This window comes from Winogradskya consettensis (assembly GCF_018332715.1).
GTDB classification, from domain to species: Bacteria; Actinomycetota; Actinomycetes; order Mycobacteriales; family Micromonosporaceae; genus Actinoplanes; species Actinoplanes consettensis.
On record NZ_BOQP01000049.1, the window covers coordinates 70,437 to 86,656 of the forward strand.

Here is a 16,220-nt window from a genome sequence, read left to right on the forward strand (position 1 = left end):
GATCAGGCCGTACGTAGCCCGTCGCTGTCATCCTCGGCGGCCGAGCCCGCGGCGATCGAGCCCGCGGCGGCGTCGAAGGCCGCGAGGGCCCGCACCAGTTCGGCGCGCCGGGCCGGTGGCATCCGTTCCAGGACCTCCGCGAGCGCCGACTGCCGCCTGCCGCGGAGCTCGTCCAGCAGCCTGCGGGCCGCGGGGGTGGGCAGCAGGCGCACCTCGCGACGGTCCCGGGGGTCGGGCACGCGGCGCAGCAGGCCGGTCGCCTCGAGGCGGTCGCAGAGCCGGCTCGCGGAGGACGGCACGACGTCGAGAGTCTCGGCCAGCCGGCTCATGTTGACGTGCTCGTTACGCGAGATGATCGTGAGGACACGTAGCTGGGCCGGGGGGACAGCCGGGGACTGGGCGAGCCGGGCGCTCTCAAAGACGCCCAGCATCGACTCCACCGTCGACTCCACAGCCGCGGCGACGTCAGTGACGCGCTCCATGCCGGTCCTCTGCACTCGGGGACTGGGGGTTTCTCTTGCGGTGCCTGCGTACCCGATCGCCCCGGGTTTGAAGCGTCATCGCCGCCAGTCGAGGCAGACGGTGACCGCGTCGTCGTCGGGGTCCGAACCCGCGTGGTAATCCCGGAGGCCGCGCATCACCGTACCCACTGCCTCGGTCGCGGGCTGCAGCCGCGTCCTCCGCAGTGCGGTCAGCAGGGCTGCTTCACCATAAGGGGTACGCCCACCCGGCGCAGCCGCGTGCACGCCATCGCTGACGATGAGCAGCCGGTCAGCGGGTTCGAGCGAGAAGTGCTGGGTCTCGTAACGCGTCTCGCCGAACATGCCCAGCGGCAGTTGCTGCTCCAGCGTGACCGGCCGAATCTCGCGTTCGCGGGCGATGACGGCCTTCGGTGAACCGGCGTCGACCGCGGCCACCTGCCCGCTGACGAGGTCGATTTCCAGCAGCAGCGTCGCGGTGTGCAGGACGCCGCCGTAGCGCGCGTAGATCGCGTCGGACGCCAGCTCGGCCTGCTCGACGATGTTGGCGCCGGAGCGGCGGGCGTTGCGCATGGCGTTGACCGCGACCGTGCTGAGCACCGAGGCTTCGAGGCCGTCGCCGGAGCCGTTGAGCACCGTGACGGTGAGGCGGTTGCCGGTGAGCTCCCAGTCGAAGTGGTCGCCGTACACCGCGTACGCGGGTTCGAGCTGCCCGGCGATCAGGAAGCGGTCGTCACCGAGGGAGCGGCCGGGCAGCAGCTCCCACTGCAGCTCGGCGGCCATGGTGAGACGCTGGCGCCGGGTCACCTGCCGGTAGCGGTCGGTGACCACGTCGGCGGCCCTTAGCGCGATGGCCAGTTCGTCGGCGACGGCCGAGAGCTGCTCGGTCAGGCCGGTGCCCGACGGCAGCGAGGTTTCCACGACGAGGACGCCGAGCCGTTCACCCCAGACGCTGAGCGGCAGGTACGCCCGGTTGAGCTCAGGGGTGATGTCGACAACGGGGCGCTGGCTGCCGAAGCAGCGCGGGGCCAGGGTGCTGACGTCCTGGACGCCGGGGTCGATCAGGGGCCAGAGGCCGGTAAGGGTGAGGTCACCGAGCAGCACCTCTACCCGGCCGGCGGCATGATGCCGGCGCAGGTGTTCGGCCACCACTTCGGGCAGCCGGTCGGGTGGCGCCGCACGCAGCAGCACTCCCAGGGGTGTCGGACGGTCGGACAATGTGCAGCCTCTTTCCTTTGTGTGAGCTATAGCAATATTTGCCGTAGAGCAAAGATGATAGGGGTGACGCGTGGGATCCCCGCGCGGGGTCGCGCGGTCTTTACTCGTGGTGAAGGCGTGCGGCTCTTCCCCGGGGCGGAACCGGGGAAGTCGATCAGTGCGCGGCGGCGAAGGCCTTTTCGAAGTGGATCAGGCTGCCCCGGCGCGGGGTCGACTGCATGCGCACGTTCTCGCTGAGCGCCCGGATGAGGAACAGTCCGCGCCCGTGCTCGGAGCTCTGGACCGGGTCGTCCACGGCGTCGGCGTCGAAGCCCTCGCCGTTGTCGCTGACGTCGATGGCGCAGCGGTCCTCGCCGACGTCGAGGCGCACCTCGAGGCTGTCGGCGCCCTCGGCGTGCCGCACGACGTTGGCGCACGCCTCGGTCAGGGCGATCTCCAGATCCTCGCCGACCTCGCGGTCGACATGGAAGACGGCCAGGGCGCAGCGGAGCAACCGCCGGACAGCGGGAACGCTGTCGACCTCACGCGGCAGGTTCAGATGAAGCGAGACACGCATGGCGCCGACCTCCTCCGCTGCTCGTATGATCGCGATCGCTGACGACGGTGGAGTGCCCGCCCCGGGCACCGGCTAACCCCCGGTGTGGCGGCAATCGCGGTCTCGAGGCTGCGAAAGAACGCGCCGAAGTTCCTGTTATCGCAGGCCGTCCGGGCAGTCTCCCTATCCGTGGTCGGCAAAACCGCTGCCGCGAGCAATGATCGATGCTCCACGGAGAGGTCCTCACACAGATGGCGTTTCAACCGGACACCGCGACGGTGGTGGCCGCCCGGGAGGGCGACGCGGCCGCGATCGACCGCCTCGTCGCCGGGTACCTGCCGCTCGTCTACACGATCGTCGGGCGGGCCCTCGACGGGCACGCGGACGTCGACGACGTCGTGCAGGACACGATGCTGCGGGTCCTGCGCAACCTCGGTGACCTGCGCGATCCCGAGGCGTTCCGGTCCTGGCTCGTGGCGATCACCGTCCGTCAGGTCCGCGAGCGCTACCGGGTCCGCCGCGGTACGCCGGACGCGCTGCTGCCCGACGACGTGCGCGACCCGGGCGCCGACTTCACCGACCTCGCGATCACCCGGCTCGAGCTGGCCGGTCAGCGCAAGGAGACCGCGGAGGCGACCCGCTGGCTCGACGAGGACAACCGCGAGCTGCTCTCGCTCTGGTGGCTGGAGGCCTCCGGCGAGCTGACCCGCGACGAGATCGTTGACGCCATCGAGGTGACCCGTCAGCACGCCGCGGTCCGGATCCAGCGGATGAAGGGCCAGCTCGAGACGGCCCGGGTGGTCGTGCGGGCGCTCGACGCGACCCCGCCCTGCGCGGAGCTGGCGTTCGTGCTGACCGAGTGGGACCGGCGGCCGAGCCCGCTGTGGCGCAAGCGCATCGCCCGGCACACCCGCGACTGCCGCCAGTGCTCCCCGGCCTGGTCGGGTCTCGTCGCCGCCGAGCGGTTGCTGGTCGGGATGGCGCTGGTGCCGATCCCGGCGTCGCTGGGCGCCCACTTCGGCGGCTACGGAGCCGGTGCGACGGCCACGAGCCAGGTCGCCGCCCACGCGGCAGGCGGCTCCGGCAAGGCGCTCGCCACCAAGATCGCGATCAAGGGCACGGTCGGCATCGGCCGGCGGGTCCTGACTGCGGTGCTCGCGACCGGTGCGGTCGCCGGTGGTGGCGCGGCGGCGGTCGTCTACACCCACGACGACAAGCCGGTGAACAGCGCGGCGGTCGTCACGGCTGCCTCACCGACCCCGCGGCTCACGCTGCCCCCGTCCGCGACACCGAGCACGTCGCCCTCAGCGAAAGCGTCGGTCAAGGCGTCACCCAGTAAGACGAAGACGAAGACCAAGGCGGTCACCCCGGTGCCGGCCACGGCGACGTCGGCCAAGAAGGGCGTCGGCAGCTGGGAGTTCAGCGGTGCCAAGGGCGCGCTCGCCGACGTCGGCGCCGGCTGGTACTACAACTGGTCGACGAACAACGACAGCATGCCGGGGCCCGCGGACGTGGAGTTCGTACCCATGATCTGGGGTAAGGCGAACGTCACCACCGCCGACCTCGCCAAGGTCAAGAAGGAGGGCGACGTTCTGCTCGGCTTCAACGAGCCGGACATGGGCGGGCAGGCGAACATGAGCGTCGAGGACGCCCTCGCCGACTGGCCCGAGCTGCAGGACACGGGGATGCGGCTGGGCAGCCCGGCGGTCGCCTACGGCGCGGACACCGACGGCGGGTGGCTCGACCGGTTCATGACCGGCGCCAAGGACAAGAACCTGCGGGTCGACTTCATCACCCTGCACTGGTACGGCTCCGACTTCAGCGACGCCGCCGTGGGCCAGTTCCTCGGCTACGTCGACGCGGTGCACAAGAAGTACGACCTGCCGATCTGGGTCACGGAGTACGGCCTGATGAACTTCTCCGGCTCCCCGAAGTACCCGTCGGCCGCGCAGGAGGTCGCGTTCATCCAGGGCAGCACGAAGGGCATGGAGTCGCGGTCCTGGCTCGAGCGCTACGCCTGGTTCGGCCTGCCCGCGGTCGGGGACAGCGTCGACTTCGGCCTCTACAAGGACGCGAGCACCCCCACGGAAGCCGGTAAGGCGTACAAGGCCGCGGGATAGGGTCGGTTCATGATTCGGTTCGGCTACAAGGCCTCGGCGGAGCAGTTCGCCCCGCGCGAGTTGCTCCGCTACGGCATCGACGCGGAGCAGCAGGGATTCGACTCCGTCTTCGTCAGCGACCACCTCCAGCCGTGGCGGCACGACGGCGGGCACGCGCCCGCCGCGCTGCCCTGGCTGGGCGCGCTCGCGACCAGCACCGAGCGGGTGCTGATCGGCACGAGCGTGCTCACCCCGACGTTCCGCTACCACCCCGCCGTGGTCGCCCAGGCGTTCGCCACCCTCGGCTGCCTCGCCCCCGGTCGCGTCGTTCTCGGCGTCGGCTCGGGGGAGTCGCTCAACGAGGTGCCGCTCGGCCTGGCCTGGCCGGACGGCAAGGAGCGCTTCGCCCGGCTCAAGGAGGCGGTCCAGCTGATCAAGCAGCTGTGGTCCGAGGACCGGGTGACGTTCGAGGGCAACTTCTACCGAACCGAGGTCGCGACGATCTACGACAAACCGGAGCAGCCGGTGCCGATCTACATCGGCGCCTCCGGCCCGGCGGCCACCCGGCTCGCCGGTCGTATCGCCGACGGCTTCATCACGACCAGCGGAAAGGGCCACGAGCTCTACACGGACACGCTGCTGCCGGCCGTCAAGGAGGGTGCGGAGAAGGCGGGCCGCTCGCTCGACGACCTGGACCTGATGATCGAGGTCAAGGTCTCCTTCGACCCCGACCTCGAACGGGCCCGCAACGACACCCACTACTGGGGTGCGCTGGCCCTCTCCCCGGAGGAGAAGACCGGCGTCGAGGACCCGATCGAGATGCAGCGCCGCGCGGATGCGCTGTCGGTCGACCGTACGGTCACCCGCTGGATCGTCTCCTCGGACCCGGACGAGCACGTGGCGAAGGTCGCCGAATACCTCGACATGGGCTTCAAGCACCTCGTCTTCCACGCGCCCGGTCCGGACCAGGACCGTTTCCTGCGCGTCTACGGCGAGGAGATCCTCCCGAAGCTGCGCAACCGTTAGCCGCTGCGGCGCCGGGGCTCCTCCCAGCCGGAGCCCGTCTCGCTGCCGCCCTCGCCACGGATGACCCTGAGGTCTCCCCGGCGGCGAGGGCGCGACGGCGGCGGGACGGAGTGCCGGCCGGTCTGCTCTGCGCTGCCGGCGAGGGGGAAGTCGGTGCGGCGCGGGCGCTGGATCTGGGATTCCGGCAGCTCGGCGGCGCGGGGGACGACCCGGCTCGGGGTGCTGCCCCAGCGGCGGGCGTATTCGGTCAGGACCGTGCGGAGCACGCGCAGCGCCGCGGGGAAGAACTGCCGGGGCCGGTCGCCGTGGATGCGGGGATAGCCGACGGTCGCGACCTCGACCACGCGCAGCCCGCGGGTCGCCATCCGGACCGTGATCAGGGTTTCGATCTCGGCGCCGTCGCCCCAGGCCGGGCGGCCGCGCTTGAGGCCGCGCTGCACCGGAGCGGGCAGGTCGAGCACGGGCAGCAGCTCCCGCCAGTACGCGTTGTAACCGCAGCTCAGGTCGGTGAACCGGGTGCGGAACAGGATGTTGACCACGCGGCTCAGCGCAGCGTGCCCGAAGCGCTCGGCCGGCAGGGCGTCCCGGTGGTCGCCGCCGGACCGGAACCGGGAGCCGTGTGCGGCCTCGGCGCCGGAGAGCAGGGCGTCGACGAAGCGCGGGATCTCGCCCGGGTCGGCCGACCCGTCGGCGTTGAGCGTCACCACGATGTCGCCGGTGGCGGCGGCAAAACCGCAGGCCAGGGCGTTTCCTTTGCCGCTGCGGGTCTGCCGGACCACGATCACGTCAGGGCGCACCTCACGGGCGACCGCGACGGTGTCGTCGTCCGAGCGGCCGTCGACCACGATCACCTCGTCGACGGCCGGGAGGTTCTCGAGCACGAGCGGCAGGTTGTGTTCCTCGTTGAGGGCCGGGATGACAACGGTCACGCTCGGTGACCAGTTTGCGTGCGACGGGGGCGGTCGTCGCGACGAGGGAGGCATGGCGGTGGCTCCTCGGCGGCGGGGCGATTTCTGGGGCGGGACACAACTTACCAATCGACTACGTTCGGTCTACCACGCGGGCACGTTGTGATTAACCGGTTCAGGCGTGGTCACGATCCACTACGGACGGTTATTAGGCTGATCCGGCCCATCGAGCGGGTCTAGGGTTTTGGGGGGAATCTTCCACGGATCCCACGGAGAGGAAATCTCGTGAAACTGGGTCTGCACATCGCCGACTTCACCTGGCCCGACGGATCGGCCGGGATCGGGTCGCGACTGGCCGACATCGTGACCGCCGCCGACGAGGCCGGTTTCGAGCGGATCAGCGTCATGGACCACCTCTGGCAGATCTTCGGCAACCCCGAGGCCGAGATGCTCGAGGCGTACACGGCGCTGGGCTTCATCGCCGCGCACACCAAGCGGGCGAAGCTGCTCACGCTGGTGACCGGCGTGACCTACCGTGATCCCGGCCTGCTGGCCAAGGCGGTCACGACGCTCGACGTGCTCTCCGGCGGCCGGGCGATGCTCGGCATCGGCGCCGCCTGGAACGAGGACGAGTCCCGGGGGCTCGGCCTGTTCTTCCCGCCCACCGCCGAGCGTTTCGAGCGCCTGGAGGAGACGCTGCAGATCTGTCTGCAGATGTTCCACGGCGACGAGCGGCCGTTCGTCGGCAAGCACTACAAGCTGGGCCGCCTGCTGAACCAGCCGCTGCCGTTGTCGAAGCCGCACCCGCCGATCCTCATCGGTGGCGGCGGCGAGAAGAAGACGCTGCGGTTCGTCGCGAAGTACGCCGACTCGTGCAACCTGTTCGACAGCCCGGAGATCGGCCGCAAGCTGGACGTGCTCCGCGAGCACTGCACGAACGAGGGCCGCGACTACGACGCCATCGAGAAGACGGCCACGCTCGCGCTCGACCCCGGGGCGAAGGGCGAGAAGGTCGACGAGCTCATCGCCAACGCCACCCGGCTGGCCGGGCTCGGCTTCACCGTCTTCCACGGGATGGTCGCCGGGGTCTGCGACCTGAACAAGATCGAGATCCTGCGGACCGAGGTCATGCCCGCGATCGAGGCCCTGTGAGCATCGAGGCGGTCGTCTTCGACCTGGACGGCGTCATCATCGACACCGAGGAGGTCTGGGAGGAGGTCCGCCGCGGTTACGTCGCGGAGCACGGCAGGGAGTTCCTGCCCGACACCCAGACCCGGATGATGGGCATGAGCACCGGCGAGTGGTCCACCCACCTCAGCGCGGAGGTGGGCGTGCCCAGGGCGCCGGAGCAGGTGGCCGCGGACGTGCTCGCCCGGATGGCCGAGCGTTACCGGGCGGACCTGCCGTTGATCCCGGGCTCGGTCGACGCGGTCCGCCGGCTGGCCGCGGACTTCCCGATCGCCCTGGCCAGCTCCTCGGCGCGCCTCCTCATCGACCAGGTCCTGGAGACGGCAGGGATCACCGGTCTCTTCCGCACGACGCTGTCGACGGAGGAGGTCCCGCGTGGCAAGCCGGAGCCGGATGTCTACCTCGAGGCCACGAAGCGCCTCGGGCTGTCCCCGGAGGTCTGCGCGGCCGTCGAGGATTCCAGCAACGGGCTGCGGTCGGCCGGCGCGGCGGGCCTGAAGGTCATCGCGGTCCCGCACGGCGTCTACCCGCCCGCGGACGACGCACTGGCCCTCGCGAGCCTGGTCATCAAGAACCTTGACGAGCTGACGGTCGAGGCTGTGCGGAAACTGGGCTGAGATCGATCTTCGCGCCCCGGTCGTTCGCGATCCGCAGGCTGAGCCGGATGAACCACTCCTGGTTGTTCATCCAGTTCCGCATGCGGATCCCGCGGGCGGTCCGGGGCGCCAGGAACCGCCCGGCCATGTCCCCGCCCTTCTGCGCGCGCCGGGCGAACGGTCCGACCAGCTCCTCGTAGCGCTTGAAGGCCGTCGTGTGATCCGGGCTCGTGGCGAGGGCGCCGGCCAGCGCGTAGGCACCGATCAGCGCGTTGCTGGCGCCCATCCCACCGATCGTCGCCCCGCACGCCGCGTCGCCGACCAGCGCGATCCGGCCCCGGGACCACGGCTTGATGTCGACCCGGCAGATCTGGTCGAAGTACAGGTCGGAGGCGGTGTCCAGCGCGGCGAGCATGCGCGGCACCTCCCAGCCCAGCCCGGCGAACCGGGAGCGCAGGATCGCTCGTACGGCGTCGAGGTCGTGGCGGTCGTAGGACAGCTCGTCGCAGGAGAACGCCACGAACGCCCCGCCGTCGCCGAGCGCCGCGAGCTTCCCCGGCACGTTGTAGTTGAGCGAAACTCCCGACGGGGAGGAAGACGGCATCTCCCACCCCGCGACGTAATAGCCGAGATGGCTCACGAACGACGGGCCGAAAGCCAGCCGCCGCACCGTCGAGTGCACCCCGTCGGCGCCGACGACCAGGTCGAACGTGCGCTGCAGGCCGCTGCGGAACGTCACGTCGACACCGGAGTCCGTCTCGTGCAGCGCCGTGATCGTGTCGCCGAAGATCCACTCGGTGCGGTCGCCCGAAGCGTCGGCGAGGATGCGGGACAGCTCGCCGCGCGGCACCTCGATGTCACCGCCCGCGAAGTCCGAGGGCATCTCCATCAGTCGCTCGCCGCGTTCGTCCACGAACCGCATCGTCGTGCCGCCGGTCTGGACCGCTCGTAGCTGGTCGAGCACTCCCATCTGTGCGAGCAGGTCCTGCGTGACCGGGCCGCGGTAGTCGACTGCGCCACCGCCGGGCCGTAAGGCCGGGGCGATCTCGACAACGGTCGGCCGGTAACCGTGGTGGTCGAGCCACCAGGCGAGCGCCGGCCCGGCGATGCTGGCGCCCGAGATCAGAACGGTCTTCTGCATGACGTCTCCAAAACTGTGTCCGGTGGAATCAGTTGCTTCCGTGTACGGTAGACACAGTTTTCGAAAGGTGCAAGAGGATGACGATCGACTGGCTGTGGGGCGGGCGCCCGGCACCGAAGCGTGGCCCGAAGCCGACCATGACCCTGGAGGGCATCGCCGACGCCGCGATGAAGGTCGCCGACGCCGAGGGGCTGGCCGCCGTCTCGATGCAGCGGGTCGCCGCGGAGCTCGGCTTCACGAAGATGTCGCTCTACCGCTATCTGCCCGGCAAGGCGGAGCTGGTCGCGGTCATGGTGGAGCGGGCGATCGGGGAGCCGCCGACGATGTCCGAAAATGACTGGCGGCCCGCGCTGGAGCAGTGGACGCGGCAGCTGCTGGCCCGGTTCCTCGAGCACCCCTGGGCCGTCGAGGCCACCGCGGGGCGCCGGCCGCTCGGGCCGTACGAGATGGGCTGGATGGAGCAGGCACTGGCCCGGCTGGAAGGGCTGCCCCTACAGGGCGCGGAGCGGCTCGACACCATCGCGGTTCTGGCCGGGCACGGCCGGATGCTGGCACAGCAGGCCGCCGCCATGGTTGACGAGGCGGGGATGGTGGACGCCATGGGTGAGGTCATCCGGGTGCACGGTCACCGGTTCCCGCACCTGATCGCGGCGATGGGCGAGGGCGGTGCGGACCAGGCCTTCGAGTTCGGCCTGGCCCGCATCCTCGACGGGGTCGAGGTGCTGATCAGGCAGCGCAGCTGAGCCGCGCGAGCGCCCAGTCGGCGTGGTCGAAGTTCTTGCCGTCGCCGCCGTCCGTGGCGCGCAGGGTCAGGATGCGGACGCCGGTGACGTCGGCGGTCAGCGCTGCCGGTGGATCAGCGCTGCGGACAACGCCGGAAGCCGCCAACGGGACGCCGTCGCCGAGCACCTGGAAGTCGACCGAGCCCGGGGATGTCACCTCGTCGTCGATGCCGACCCGCGCCGAGAAGCCGTCGCACGCCCCGCCGAGCCAGACGGTCACCTCGCCGGGTGCGTGCATGCCCAGCCCGGTGTCGTAGACCGTTCCCCGCATGGTGAGCGGATTGCCGTCGCCGCCGTCCGCCTCGCCGTTCGACCGGTCGCGTTCCACCGGCCCGTAGCCGTTGCTCTCGGTCAGGAACGGCAGCGCGCTGACGTCCGGGGTGCCGGTCGGGTCGGGCGGCGGGACCAGGGTGTGCACCACCTGCTCGACGTGGACGCGCTGGGCACCGGGGCTGTCGGGATAGCCCGGGTCGCCGGCGAAGGTGAACGTGGCCGCGATCGGGAGATCCACCGGGCCGGGCGGGACGTCGGGGCCGGGGGTGAACGTCCAGGTGCCGGTGATCGATTCGCCGCCGCGCAGGGTCGCCGCCGTCACTGGTGCGCCGGTCGTCGACCATCCCCGCGGTGCGCGCGGCTCCAGGCGTACCGAACGAAGGGGACCGCCGGCCGGAAGCGTGAAGACGGCCTTGACACTCTCCGGGCCTCCGGAAAGAGCGAGGGTGGTCGCGGGCACCTGTCGGACCGGCTCGTCGCAGCTCGCCGACCCGGTGTACGCGCACAGCACCGTCACGAACCCGCCGTTGCCCGCGACCGGCACGCTCAGGGTGTCGCCCCGCCGGACGATCCGGCTTGTCCGTTCCAGCCCATGGTCGCCGTCGGTCAGCGTTTCGGCGAGATAGCGTCCATCGCCGAGCATCCCGAGGCCCGCCGGGACGGTGTGCGCGGGCAGCGCGGAGATGCCACCGACATACCACCGGTCACCGTGCCGGCGGGCGATCACCGTCTCCTGCCCGGGAGCGCCGGAGAGCAGCCGGGACTCGTCCCACGTGGTCGGCAGCCGGCTGAGGGTCCGCAACGCGAGCGGGTGCGACTCGTACGTCTCCGGCTTGTCGGCCAGATGCGTCCAGCCGGACTCGTAGACGAGCGCCAGCGCCACCTCGTGCGCGTCGGTCGTGTCCCTGTCGGTCACCGCCCAGGTCACCGGGGTGTAGTCCATGCCGCCCGGGACATTGCGGGTGTACGGGAAGATCGTGTTGGTCGCTGCCCGGGTCGTGAACTGCTCGGCGCCGCGCACGGCCTCCATCGTCATCACGTGCGGCCAGGTGCGCTGGATGCCCCGGGGGATCGTCGCGCCGTGGAAGTTGACCATGAGGTGCTGGGCCGCGGTGGCGGCAAGGATCTCGTCGTACCAGCGGAACCGTTCCTGGCTGTCGGAGTCCATGAAGTCGACCTTCACGCCGGCGACGCCCCACGAGCGCAGTTGCGGCAGCCGGGTGGCGCGCTCCTGCTCGGTGTCGAGGTCGGTCCAGCGCAGCCAGAGCAGCACGTCGACACCGCGGGCGCGGGCGTAACGGACGACCTCCGGAACCCAGGCGTCGCTCCAGCCCTCGTCGATCAGCACGAACGGCCAGCCGTTGCGGGCGGCGAAGTCGATGTACTGCTTCTGGCGGTCGGGATCGGCGGGACTGCTGTGCTCCGAGAGCCAGGACCACGCGACCATGCCGGGCCGCACCCAGGACGTGTCGCTGAGCCGCGATGCCGGGGCCAGATCGTCCACCAGCATCGACCCGGTCACGGTGGCGAGGTCACCGACGACGGCGACCCGCCACGGGGTCGAGAGCGGTCCGGCCGAGGTTATGAGCGGGTCGGCCAGGCTCACTGTGTACGCCCCGGAGCCCGGCGCATGCGTCAGGCGCCCGCCGTCGTAGCGGCCATCCACGTCGGACTCGGTCAGCAACGCGTAGTTGCTCCTGACCCGGAACAGCGAGGGGAACCCGTAGTCACCCGCGGCCGCGGGGCCCGCCGTCGTCGGGACCCGGGACTCCTCGTAGTTCGGCGTGTAGGGGAGCAGCCACGCGGGGGCGTCCACCGGCAGCGAGTACGACGACGCCTCACCGGTGATCGTCGCGCTCGCCGGCAGGACGTAGCGGTAGGCGGCGCCCTCGCCGGAGACGCGGACGACCACGTCGAGCCGGGTGCCGTCCCGGTCGAACCTGAACGTGGATTCCGTGAGGGTCACGTCGCGCTCGAGCTGTTTGCCGGTGGTGCGGGTGTAGCGCTCCCGCACCGTACGGTTCCCGCGGCCGAGGAAGCTCAGTCCGGCGCTGAGGTCGGCGGCGGTCGTGGTCAGGCCGATCGGGGCGGGCGCGAGCACCACCGCGCCCTGCCGGTCGACGCCGAAGCTGAGCCGCCCGGCGTCGTCGAGGCCGAGCCGGGCGGTGACGGCACCACCCGGCCCGGTGACGGACCAGCTCCCGGGTTCTCGCAACGGCGCGGGTTCTCGCAACGGCGCTGGCACCGTAGCTGTCAGGGTCAGGCTCAGAATGATCGAGAGCAGCTGCATTCATTCATTATCATCGATCAGGGGCGTTCCCGTTCGGGTCGTACGCCACCGGTGAGGCCGCTGGTGGTCCTCGGCTTCGCGGCGGTCGGGGTGAGGGTCGCGGGGCCGCTGACCGGCAGGACCAGCGTGCTGCGCGCCAGGTCGACCTCGACGGTGGCACCCGTGTCCGGGGCCTCGGTGGCGCTGTCGCTCTGCGTCAGGACCAGGCCCAGCGTGTGCCCGGCCGGGACGATCGCGTCGTAGGCGTTGACCGGCACGGTGATCGAGTACCACCGGCCGGGCTGCAGCGGCGTCGTCAGGCGTAGCGACACGTGGTGTGCCGCGTCCTGGTAGCCGCGGGTCAGCACGGCGTAGTCCGTGGTGGCGACGCGCTCGGTGACGTCGAAGTAGCAGGCGTCGTCCGCCGCGGTCGACTCTCCCCAGCAGGACTCGGTGCCCGTCGTCTGCACGCCCTCACCGCGGTTGTACTGGACGCGGGCCGCGGTGCCGTAGTCGACGAGCTTGGCCGTGAGCTGCGTGGTCGGCTGGTCCACGCGTACGCGCAGCCGCACCGACGGCGAGCCTGAGATGCGCAACGGCCTGGTCAGGGGGCCGTACTGAAAGGCAAGCCGGCCGGCCACCGGTGTTCCCGGGTCGGTCACGGCCGCGGCTTCGGAAAGACCCTGATCCGTGTACGCCGCCACGCCCGTCCCCAGCTTCGCCGTCACATTCCGCGTTCCCGGCAGCGGCCAGTCCCGGGCCTGACTGAACACGCCCGGAGCGGTCTCGATCGTCGCCCGCGGCTCGTGGTCCACGCCGTTGTGCAGCCCCTGCAGCCACCGGTCGAACCACTCGTGCAGGGTGTCCACCCACTCGGCGCGGCGCAGGTCGAACGGGTCGACGTGCCCGGTCTGGTGCAGCCAGATCTTGCGCGGCACGCCCGCGTCGGCCAGTTCGTCCCACCACTTCGCGAACTGCGGGGTGGCGACGTTGAGGTCGTTCACGCCGTGCACGACGAAGACGCTGGCGTGCACCCTCGACGCCGACGGCCGGTAATCGCGGGCCGCCCAGAACGCGTTGTAGTCGGCGGTGTCCTCGGCGCTGTCGTTCGCGAGCGACTCGGTGACCGCCGCGCACTCCGCGATCCGGTCGCTGACGACGCCCTGCAGGTAGTTCGGGTAGTCCGTGGAGCGCAGGGTGCCGTTGTAGCGCATGTAGTCGTACCAGCTGGAGATCGCCGAGATGGGCACGATCGTCTCCAGGCCCTTGACGCCGGTCGCGGCCACGCCGTTGGCGATCGAGCCGTCCCACGACTTGCCGATCATGCCGACCTTGCCGGTGGTCCACGCCTTCGCGGTGACCGGTGAGCCGTCGGCGGCGAAGCCCCGCGCGCGGCCGTTGAGCCAGTCGATCGCCGCCTTCGCGCCGGCCACCTCGTGCGGGCCGCCGACGTCCTCGCAGCCGGTGGAGCGGTTCGTGCCGGTGAGGTCGACGCCGGCGAACGCGTACCCGCGGGGCACGAAGTAGTTGTCGTAGAACAGCGGCTCCTTGCTGATCACGCCGTTCTCGTCGTACTCCTTGAGCTCGCTCTCGTTGCCCCGCCCGCAGCACGCGTAGTACGGCGAGGCGTCCATGATCACCGGGACCTTGACCCCGGGTGCGGTGCGGGGGCGGACCAGATCGACCGCGACCCGGTCCGGCACGCCGTCCTCGTCGGCGTCGTCGGGGGTCTGCACCCAGACGCTCTCGTGGATCGCGTCGGCATAGCTGTAGGTCGGGACGGTCTGCCCGCCTCGGACATAAGGTCTTTTGTCCGAGGCATGGGCGGGGGAGGGAGCGACCAAAACGCATGTTAAGGCCGCAATGAGGACTCGGAGCGCGCCAGAAGACATGCACGTCATTCGATACCAGATATAGATCGAATCTGTGAGCCGCGGCTCAATTTTTACCTGATGGATACAAGTGGGTGTGAGGGATCTTCGCGTCGGGTAAGCGGCGAGCCGACATGCACAGGAGGTGCCCATGGGCGGACTCGTGGCTGAAGGGCCCGGGCTACGGCTCGATCTCGACGTATTCGACTACCTGATCCTCGCGATCTACTTCGCGACGGTGCTGGGGATCGGATTCGCCGCTCGCAGAGCGATCACATCAAGCTCCGACTTCTTTCTCTCCGGCAGATCCATGCCGGCCTGGGTGACGGGCATCGCCTTCGTCTCCGCCAACCTGGGCGCGCTCGAGATCATCGGCATGGCCGCCAACGGCGCCCAGTACGGCCTGATGACCCTGCACTACTACTGGATCGGCGCCGTGCCGGCCATGGTCTTCCTCGGCATCGTGATGATGCCCTTCTACTACGGGTCGAAGGTCCGCAGCGTCCCCGAGTTCCTGCGGCGGCGCTTCAACACCCCGACCCACCTGCTCAACGCGGTCATCTTCGCGATCGCCCAGGTCCTCATCGCCGGCGTGAACCTCTACGCCCTCGCGCTGATCCTGGACGCGCTGCTGAACTGGCCGCTCTGGCTGTCGATCGTCATCGGCGCCGCGATCGTGCTGACCTACATCAGCATCGGCGGGCTCTCCTCGGCGATCTACAACGAGGTGCTGCAGTTCTTCGTGATCCTCGCGGGGCTGCTGCCGCTCACCATCGTCGGCCTGGTCAAGGTCGGCGGCATCGACGGGCTGTTCGACAAGGTCCGCAACAGCGACCTCGGCGACGCCGCACTGCACACGTGGCAGGGGACGGCGAACTCCGGGAACCCACTGGGCGCCAACTGGATCGGCATCGTCTTCGGCCTGGGCTTCGTGCTCTCCTTCGGGTACTGGACGACGAACTTCGCCGAGGTACAGCGGGCGCTCTCGGCCAAGGACATGAGCGCGGCTCGGCGTACCCCGATCATCGGTGCCTTCCCGAAGCTGCTGATCCCGGCCGTGACGGTCATCCCCGGCCTGGTCGCCGTGGTCACCGTGAAGGGCCTGGGCGCCTCCTCCGGCGACCTGACCTACAACAACTCGATCCCGCTGCTGATGCGGGACCTGCTGCCCAACGGTGTGCTCGGCGTCGCGGTCACCGGTCTGGTGGCCTCGTTCATGGCCGGTATGGCCGCGAACGTCAGCGGGTTCAACACGGTCTTCACGTACGACCTGTGGCAGACCTACGTGCGCAAGGGCCGCTCTGACGAGTACTACCTGCGGGTCGGCCGGTGGGCCACGGTCGGCGGCATCATCATCAGCATCGGTACGGCGTTCATCGCGTCCGGCTACGACAACATCATGAACTACATCCAGGCGCTGTTCTCGCTGATCAACGCCCCGTTGTTCGCGACGTTCATCGTCGGCATGTTCTGGAAGCGGATGAGCGCGCCGGCCGGTTTCTGGTCGCTGCTGCTGGGCACGCTGTCCTCCCTCACGCTCTACCTGCTCTATCTCGGCGACGTGGTGAAGTTCAACTCCGACCTGTCGGAGAGCTTCTGGGGGGCCGGGCTGGCGTTCACCACCGCCGTCGTGGTCGCGGTGCTGGTCACCCTGGTCACCAAGCCGAAGCCGGAGAACGACCTGCGCGGCCTGGTCTACGGTCTCGCCGGCACCTCCACCTCGGGTGACGCGGTGCTCGCCGCCGACAAGGTCTGGTGGCGCAACCCGGCGCTGCTCGGCGGCATCGCCGTCGTGCTCGCGCTCCTGCTGTACATCCCGGTCTGGTGAGAGGAGC

Annotated in this window: 13 protein-coding genes; 6 read left to right on the forward strand and 7 right to left on the reverse strand. The window is 70.2% G+C overall.

The features are described 5' to 3' along the window. Positions 1 to 2: 2 nt before the first annotated feature. From Aco04nite_RS39035 to Aco04nite_RS39045, 3 genes are all read right to left on the reverse strand, one after another. On the reverse strand, positions 3 to 482 hold the full coding sequence (locus Aco04nite_RS39035; protein WP_213002260.1) for a MarR family winged helix-turn-helix transcriptional regulator: 480 nt from the start codon (positions 480 to 482) through the stop codon (positions 3 to 5). Positions 483 to 557: 75 nt separating this feature from the next. After that, positions 558 to 1,697, reverse strand: a complete 1,140-nt coding sequence (locus Aco04nite_RS39040; RefSeq protein ID WP_244876623.1) for a PP2C family protein-serine/threonine phosphatase — start codon at positions 1,695 to 1,697, stop codon at positions 558 to 560. A 154-nt stretch (positions 1,698 to 1,851) separates the two neighbouring features. Next, positions 1,852 to 2,253 carry an ATP-binding protein gene (locus Aco04nite_RS39045; protein WP_213002261.1) on the reverse strand — a complete coding sequence of 134 codons (402 nt, stop codon included), beginning with the start codon at positions 2,251 to 2,253 and terminating at the stop codon, positions 1,852 to 1,854. A gap of 230 nt (positions 2,254 to 2,483) precedes the next feature. Here Aco04nite_RS39045 and Aco04nite_RS39050 point away from each other — a divergent pair, with 230 nt between their 5' ends. Together Aco04nite_RS39050 and fgd are read left to right on the forward strand one after the other, a co-directional pair. Beyond that, positions 2,484 to 4,352 (forward strand): sigma-70 family RNA polymerase sigma factor, encoded by a 1,869-nt coding sequence (locus tag Aco04nite_RS39050; protein ID WP_213002262.1) that lies wholly within the window; start codon positions 2,484 to 2,486, stop codon positions 4,350 to 4,352. 9 nt (positions 4,353 to 4,361) lie between these two features. Next, the gene (fgd, locus tag Aco04nite_RS39055) at positions 4,362 to 5,357 is read left to right on the forward strand and encodes a glucose-6-phosphate dehydrogenase (coenzyme-F420) (protein ID WP_213002263.1); all 996 of its coding nucleotides are present in this window, start codon (positions 4,362 to 4,364) and stop codon (positions 5,355 to 5,357) included. On the opposite strand, the gene Aco04nite_RS39060 is transcribed toward fgd, so the two are convergent. Beyond that, positions 5,354 to 6,286: a glycosyltransferase family 2 protein gene (locus Aco04nite_RS39060; protein WP_244876624.1), complete on the reverse strand. Its 933-nt coding sequence runs from the start codon at positions 6,284 to 6,286 to the stop codon at positions 5,354 to 5,356. The two genes, fgd and Aco04nite_RS39060, sit on opposite strands and share 4 nt — an antisense overlap. A gap of 264 nt (positions 6,287 to 6,550) precedes the next feature. Here Aco04nite_RS39060 and Aco04nite_RS39065 point away from each other — a divergent pair, with 264 nt between their 5' ends. Together Aco04nite_RS39065 and Aco04nite_RS39070 are read left to right on the forward strand one after the other, a co-directional pair. After that, complete coding sequence (locus Aco04nite_RS39065) at positions 6,551 to 7,417, forward strand: LLM class F420-dependent oxidoreductase (RefSeq protein ID WP_213002265.1); 867 nt, start codon at positions 6,551 to 6,553, stop codon at positions 7,415 to 7,417. Further along, positions 7,414 to 8,070 (forward strand): HAD family hydrolase, encoded by a 657-nt coding sequence (locus tag Aco04nite_RS39070; RefSeq protein WP_213002266.1) that lies wholly within the window; start codon positions 7,414 to 7,416, stop codon positions 8,068 to 8,070. Before Aco04nite_RS39065 ends, Aco04nite_RS39070 begins: the two co-directional genes overlap by 4 nt. Here the strand turns inward: Aco04nite_RS39070 and Aco04nite_RS39075 are convergent. After that, positions 8,021 to 9,190 carry an FAD-dependent monooxygenase gene (locus Aco04nite_RS39075; RefSeq protein WP_213002267.1) on the reverse strand — a complete coding sequence of 390 codons (1,170 nt, stop codon included), beginning with the start codon at positions 9,188 to 9,190 and terminating at the stop codon, positions 8,021 to 8,023. The genes Aco04nite_RS39070 and Aco04nite_RS39075 overlap by 50 nt on opposite strands. A 77-nt stretch (positions 9,191 to 9,267) precedes the next feature. Between Aco04nite_RS39075 and Aco04nite_RS39080 the strand changes: the two genes are divergently transcribed. Continuing rightward, entirely contained in the window at positions 9,268 to 9,933 is a 666-nt protein-coding gene (locus Aco04nite_RS39080) for a TetR/AcrR family transcriptional regulator (protein WP_203837691.1), read from the forward strand. On the opposite strand, the gene Aco04nite_RS39085 is transcribed toward Aco04nite_RS39080, so the two are convergent. Together Aco04nite_RS39085 and Aco04nite_RS39090 are read right to left on the reverse strand one after the other, a co-directional pair. Beyond that, complete coding sequence (locus Aco04nite_RS39085; protein ID WP_213002268.1) at positions 9,917 to 12,535, reverse strand: NPCBM/NEW2 domain-containing protein; 2,619 nt, start codon at positions 12,533 to 12,535, stop codon at positions 9,917 to 9,919. The genes Aco04nite_RS39080 and Aco04nite_RS39085 overlap by 17 nt on opposite strands. A gap of 17 nt (positions 12,536 to 12,552) precedes the next feature. Next, the gene (locus Aco04nite_RS39090) at positions 12,553 to 14,358 is read right to left on the reverse strand and encodes a CocE/NonD family hydrolase (protein ID WP_244876625.1); all 1,806 of its coding nucleotides are present in this window, start codon (positions 14,356 to 14,358) and stop codon (positions 12,553 to 12,555) included. A 178-nt stretch (positions 14,359 to 14,536) separates the two neighbouring features. Here Aco04nite_RS39090 and Aco04nite_RS39095 point away from each other — a divergent pair, with 178 nt between their 5' ends. Beyond that, positions 14,537 to 16,213 (forward strand): sodium:solute symporter family protein, encoded by a 1,677-nt coding sequence (locus tag Aco04nite_RS39095; protein ID WP_213002270.1) that lies wholly within the window; start codon positions 14,537 to 14,539, stop codon positions 16,211 to 16,213. Positions 16,214 to 16,220 lie beyond the last annotated feature (7 nt).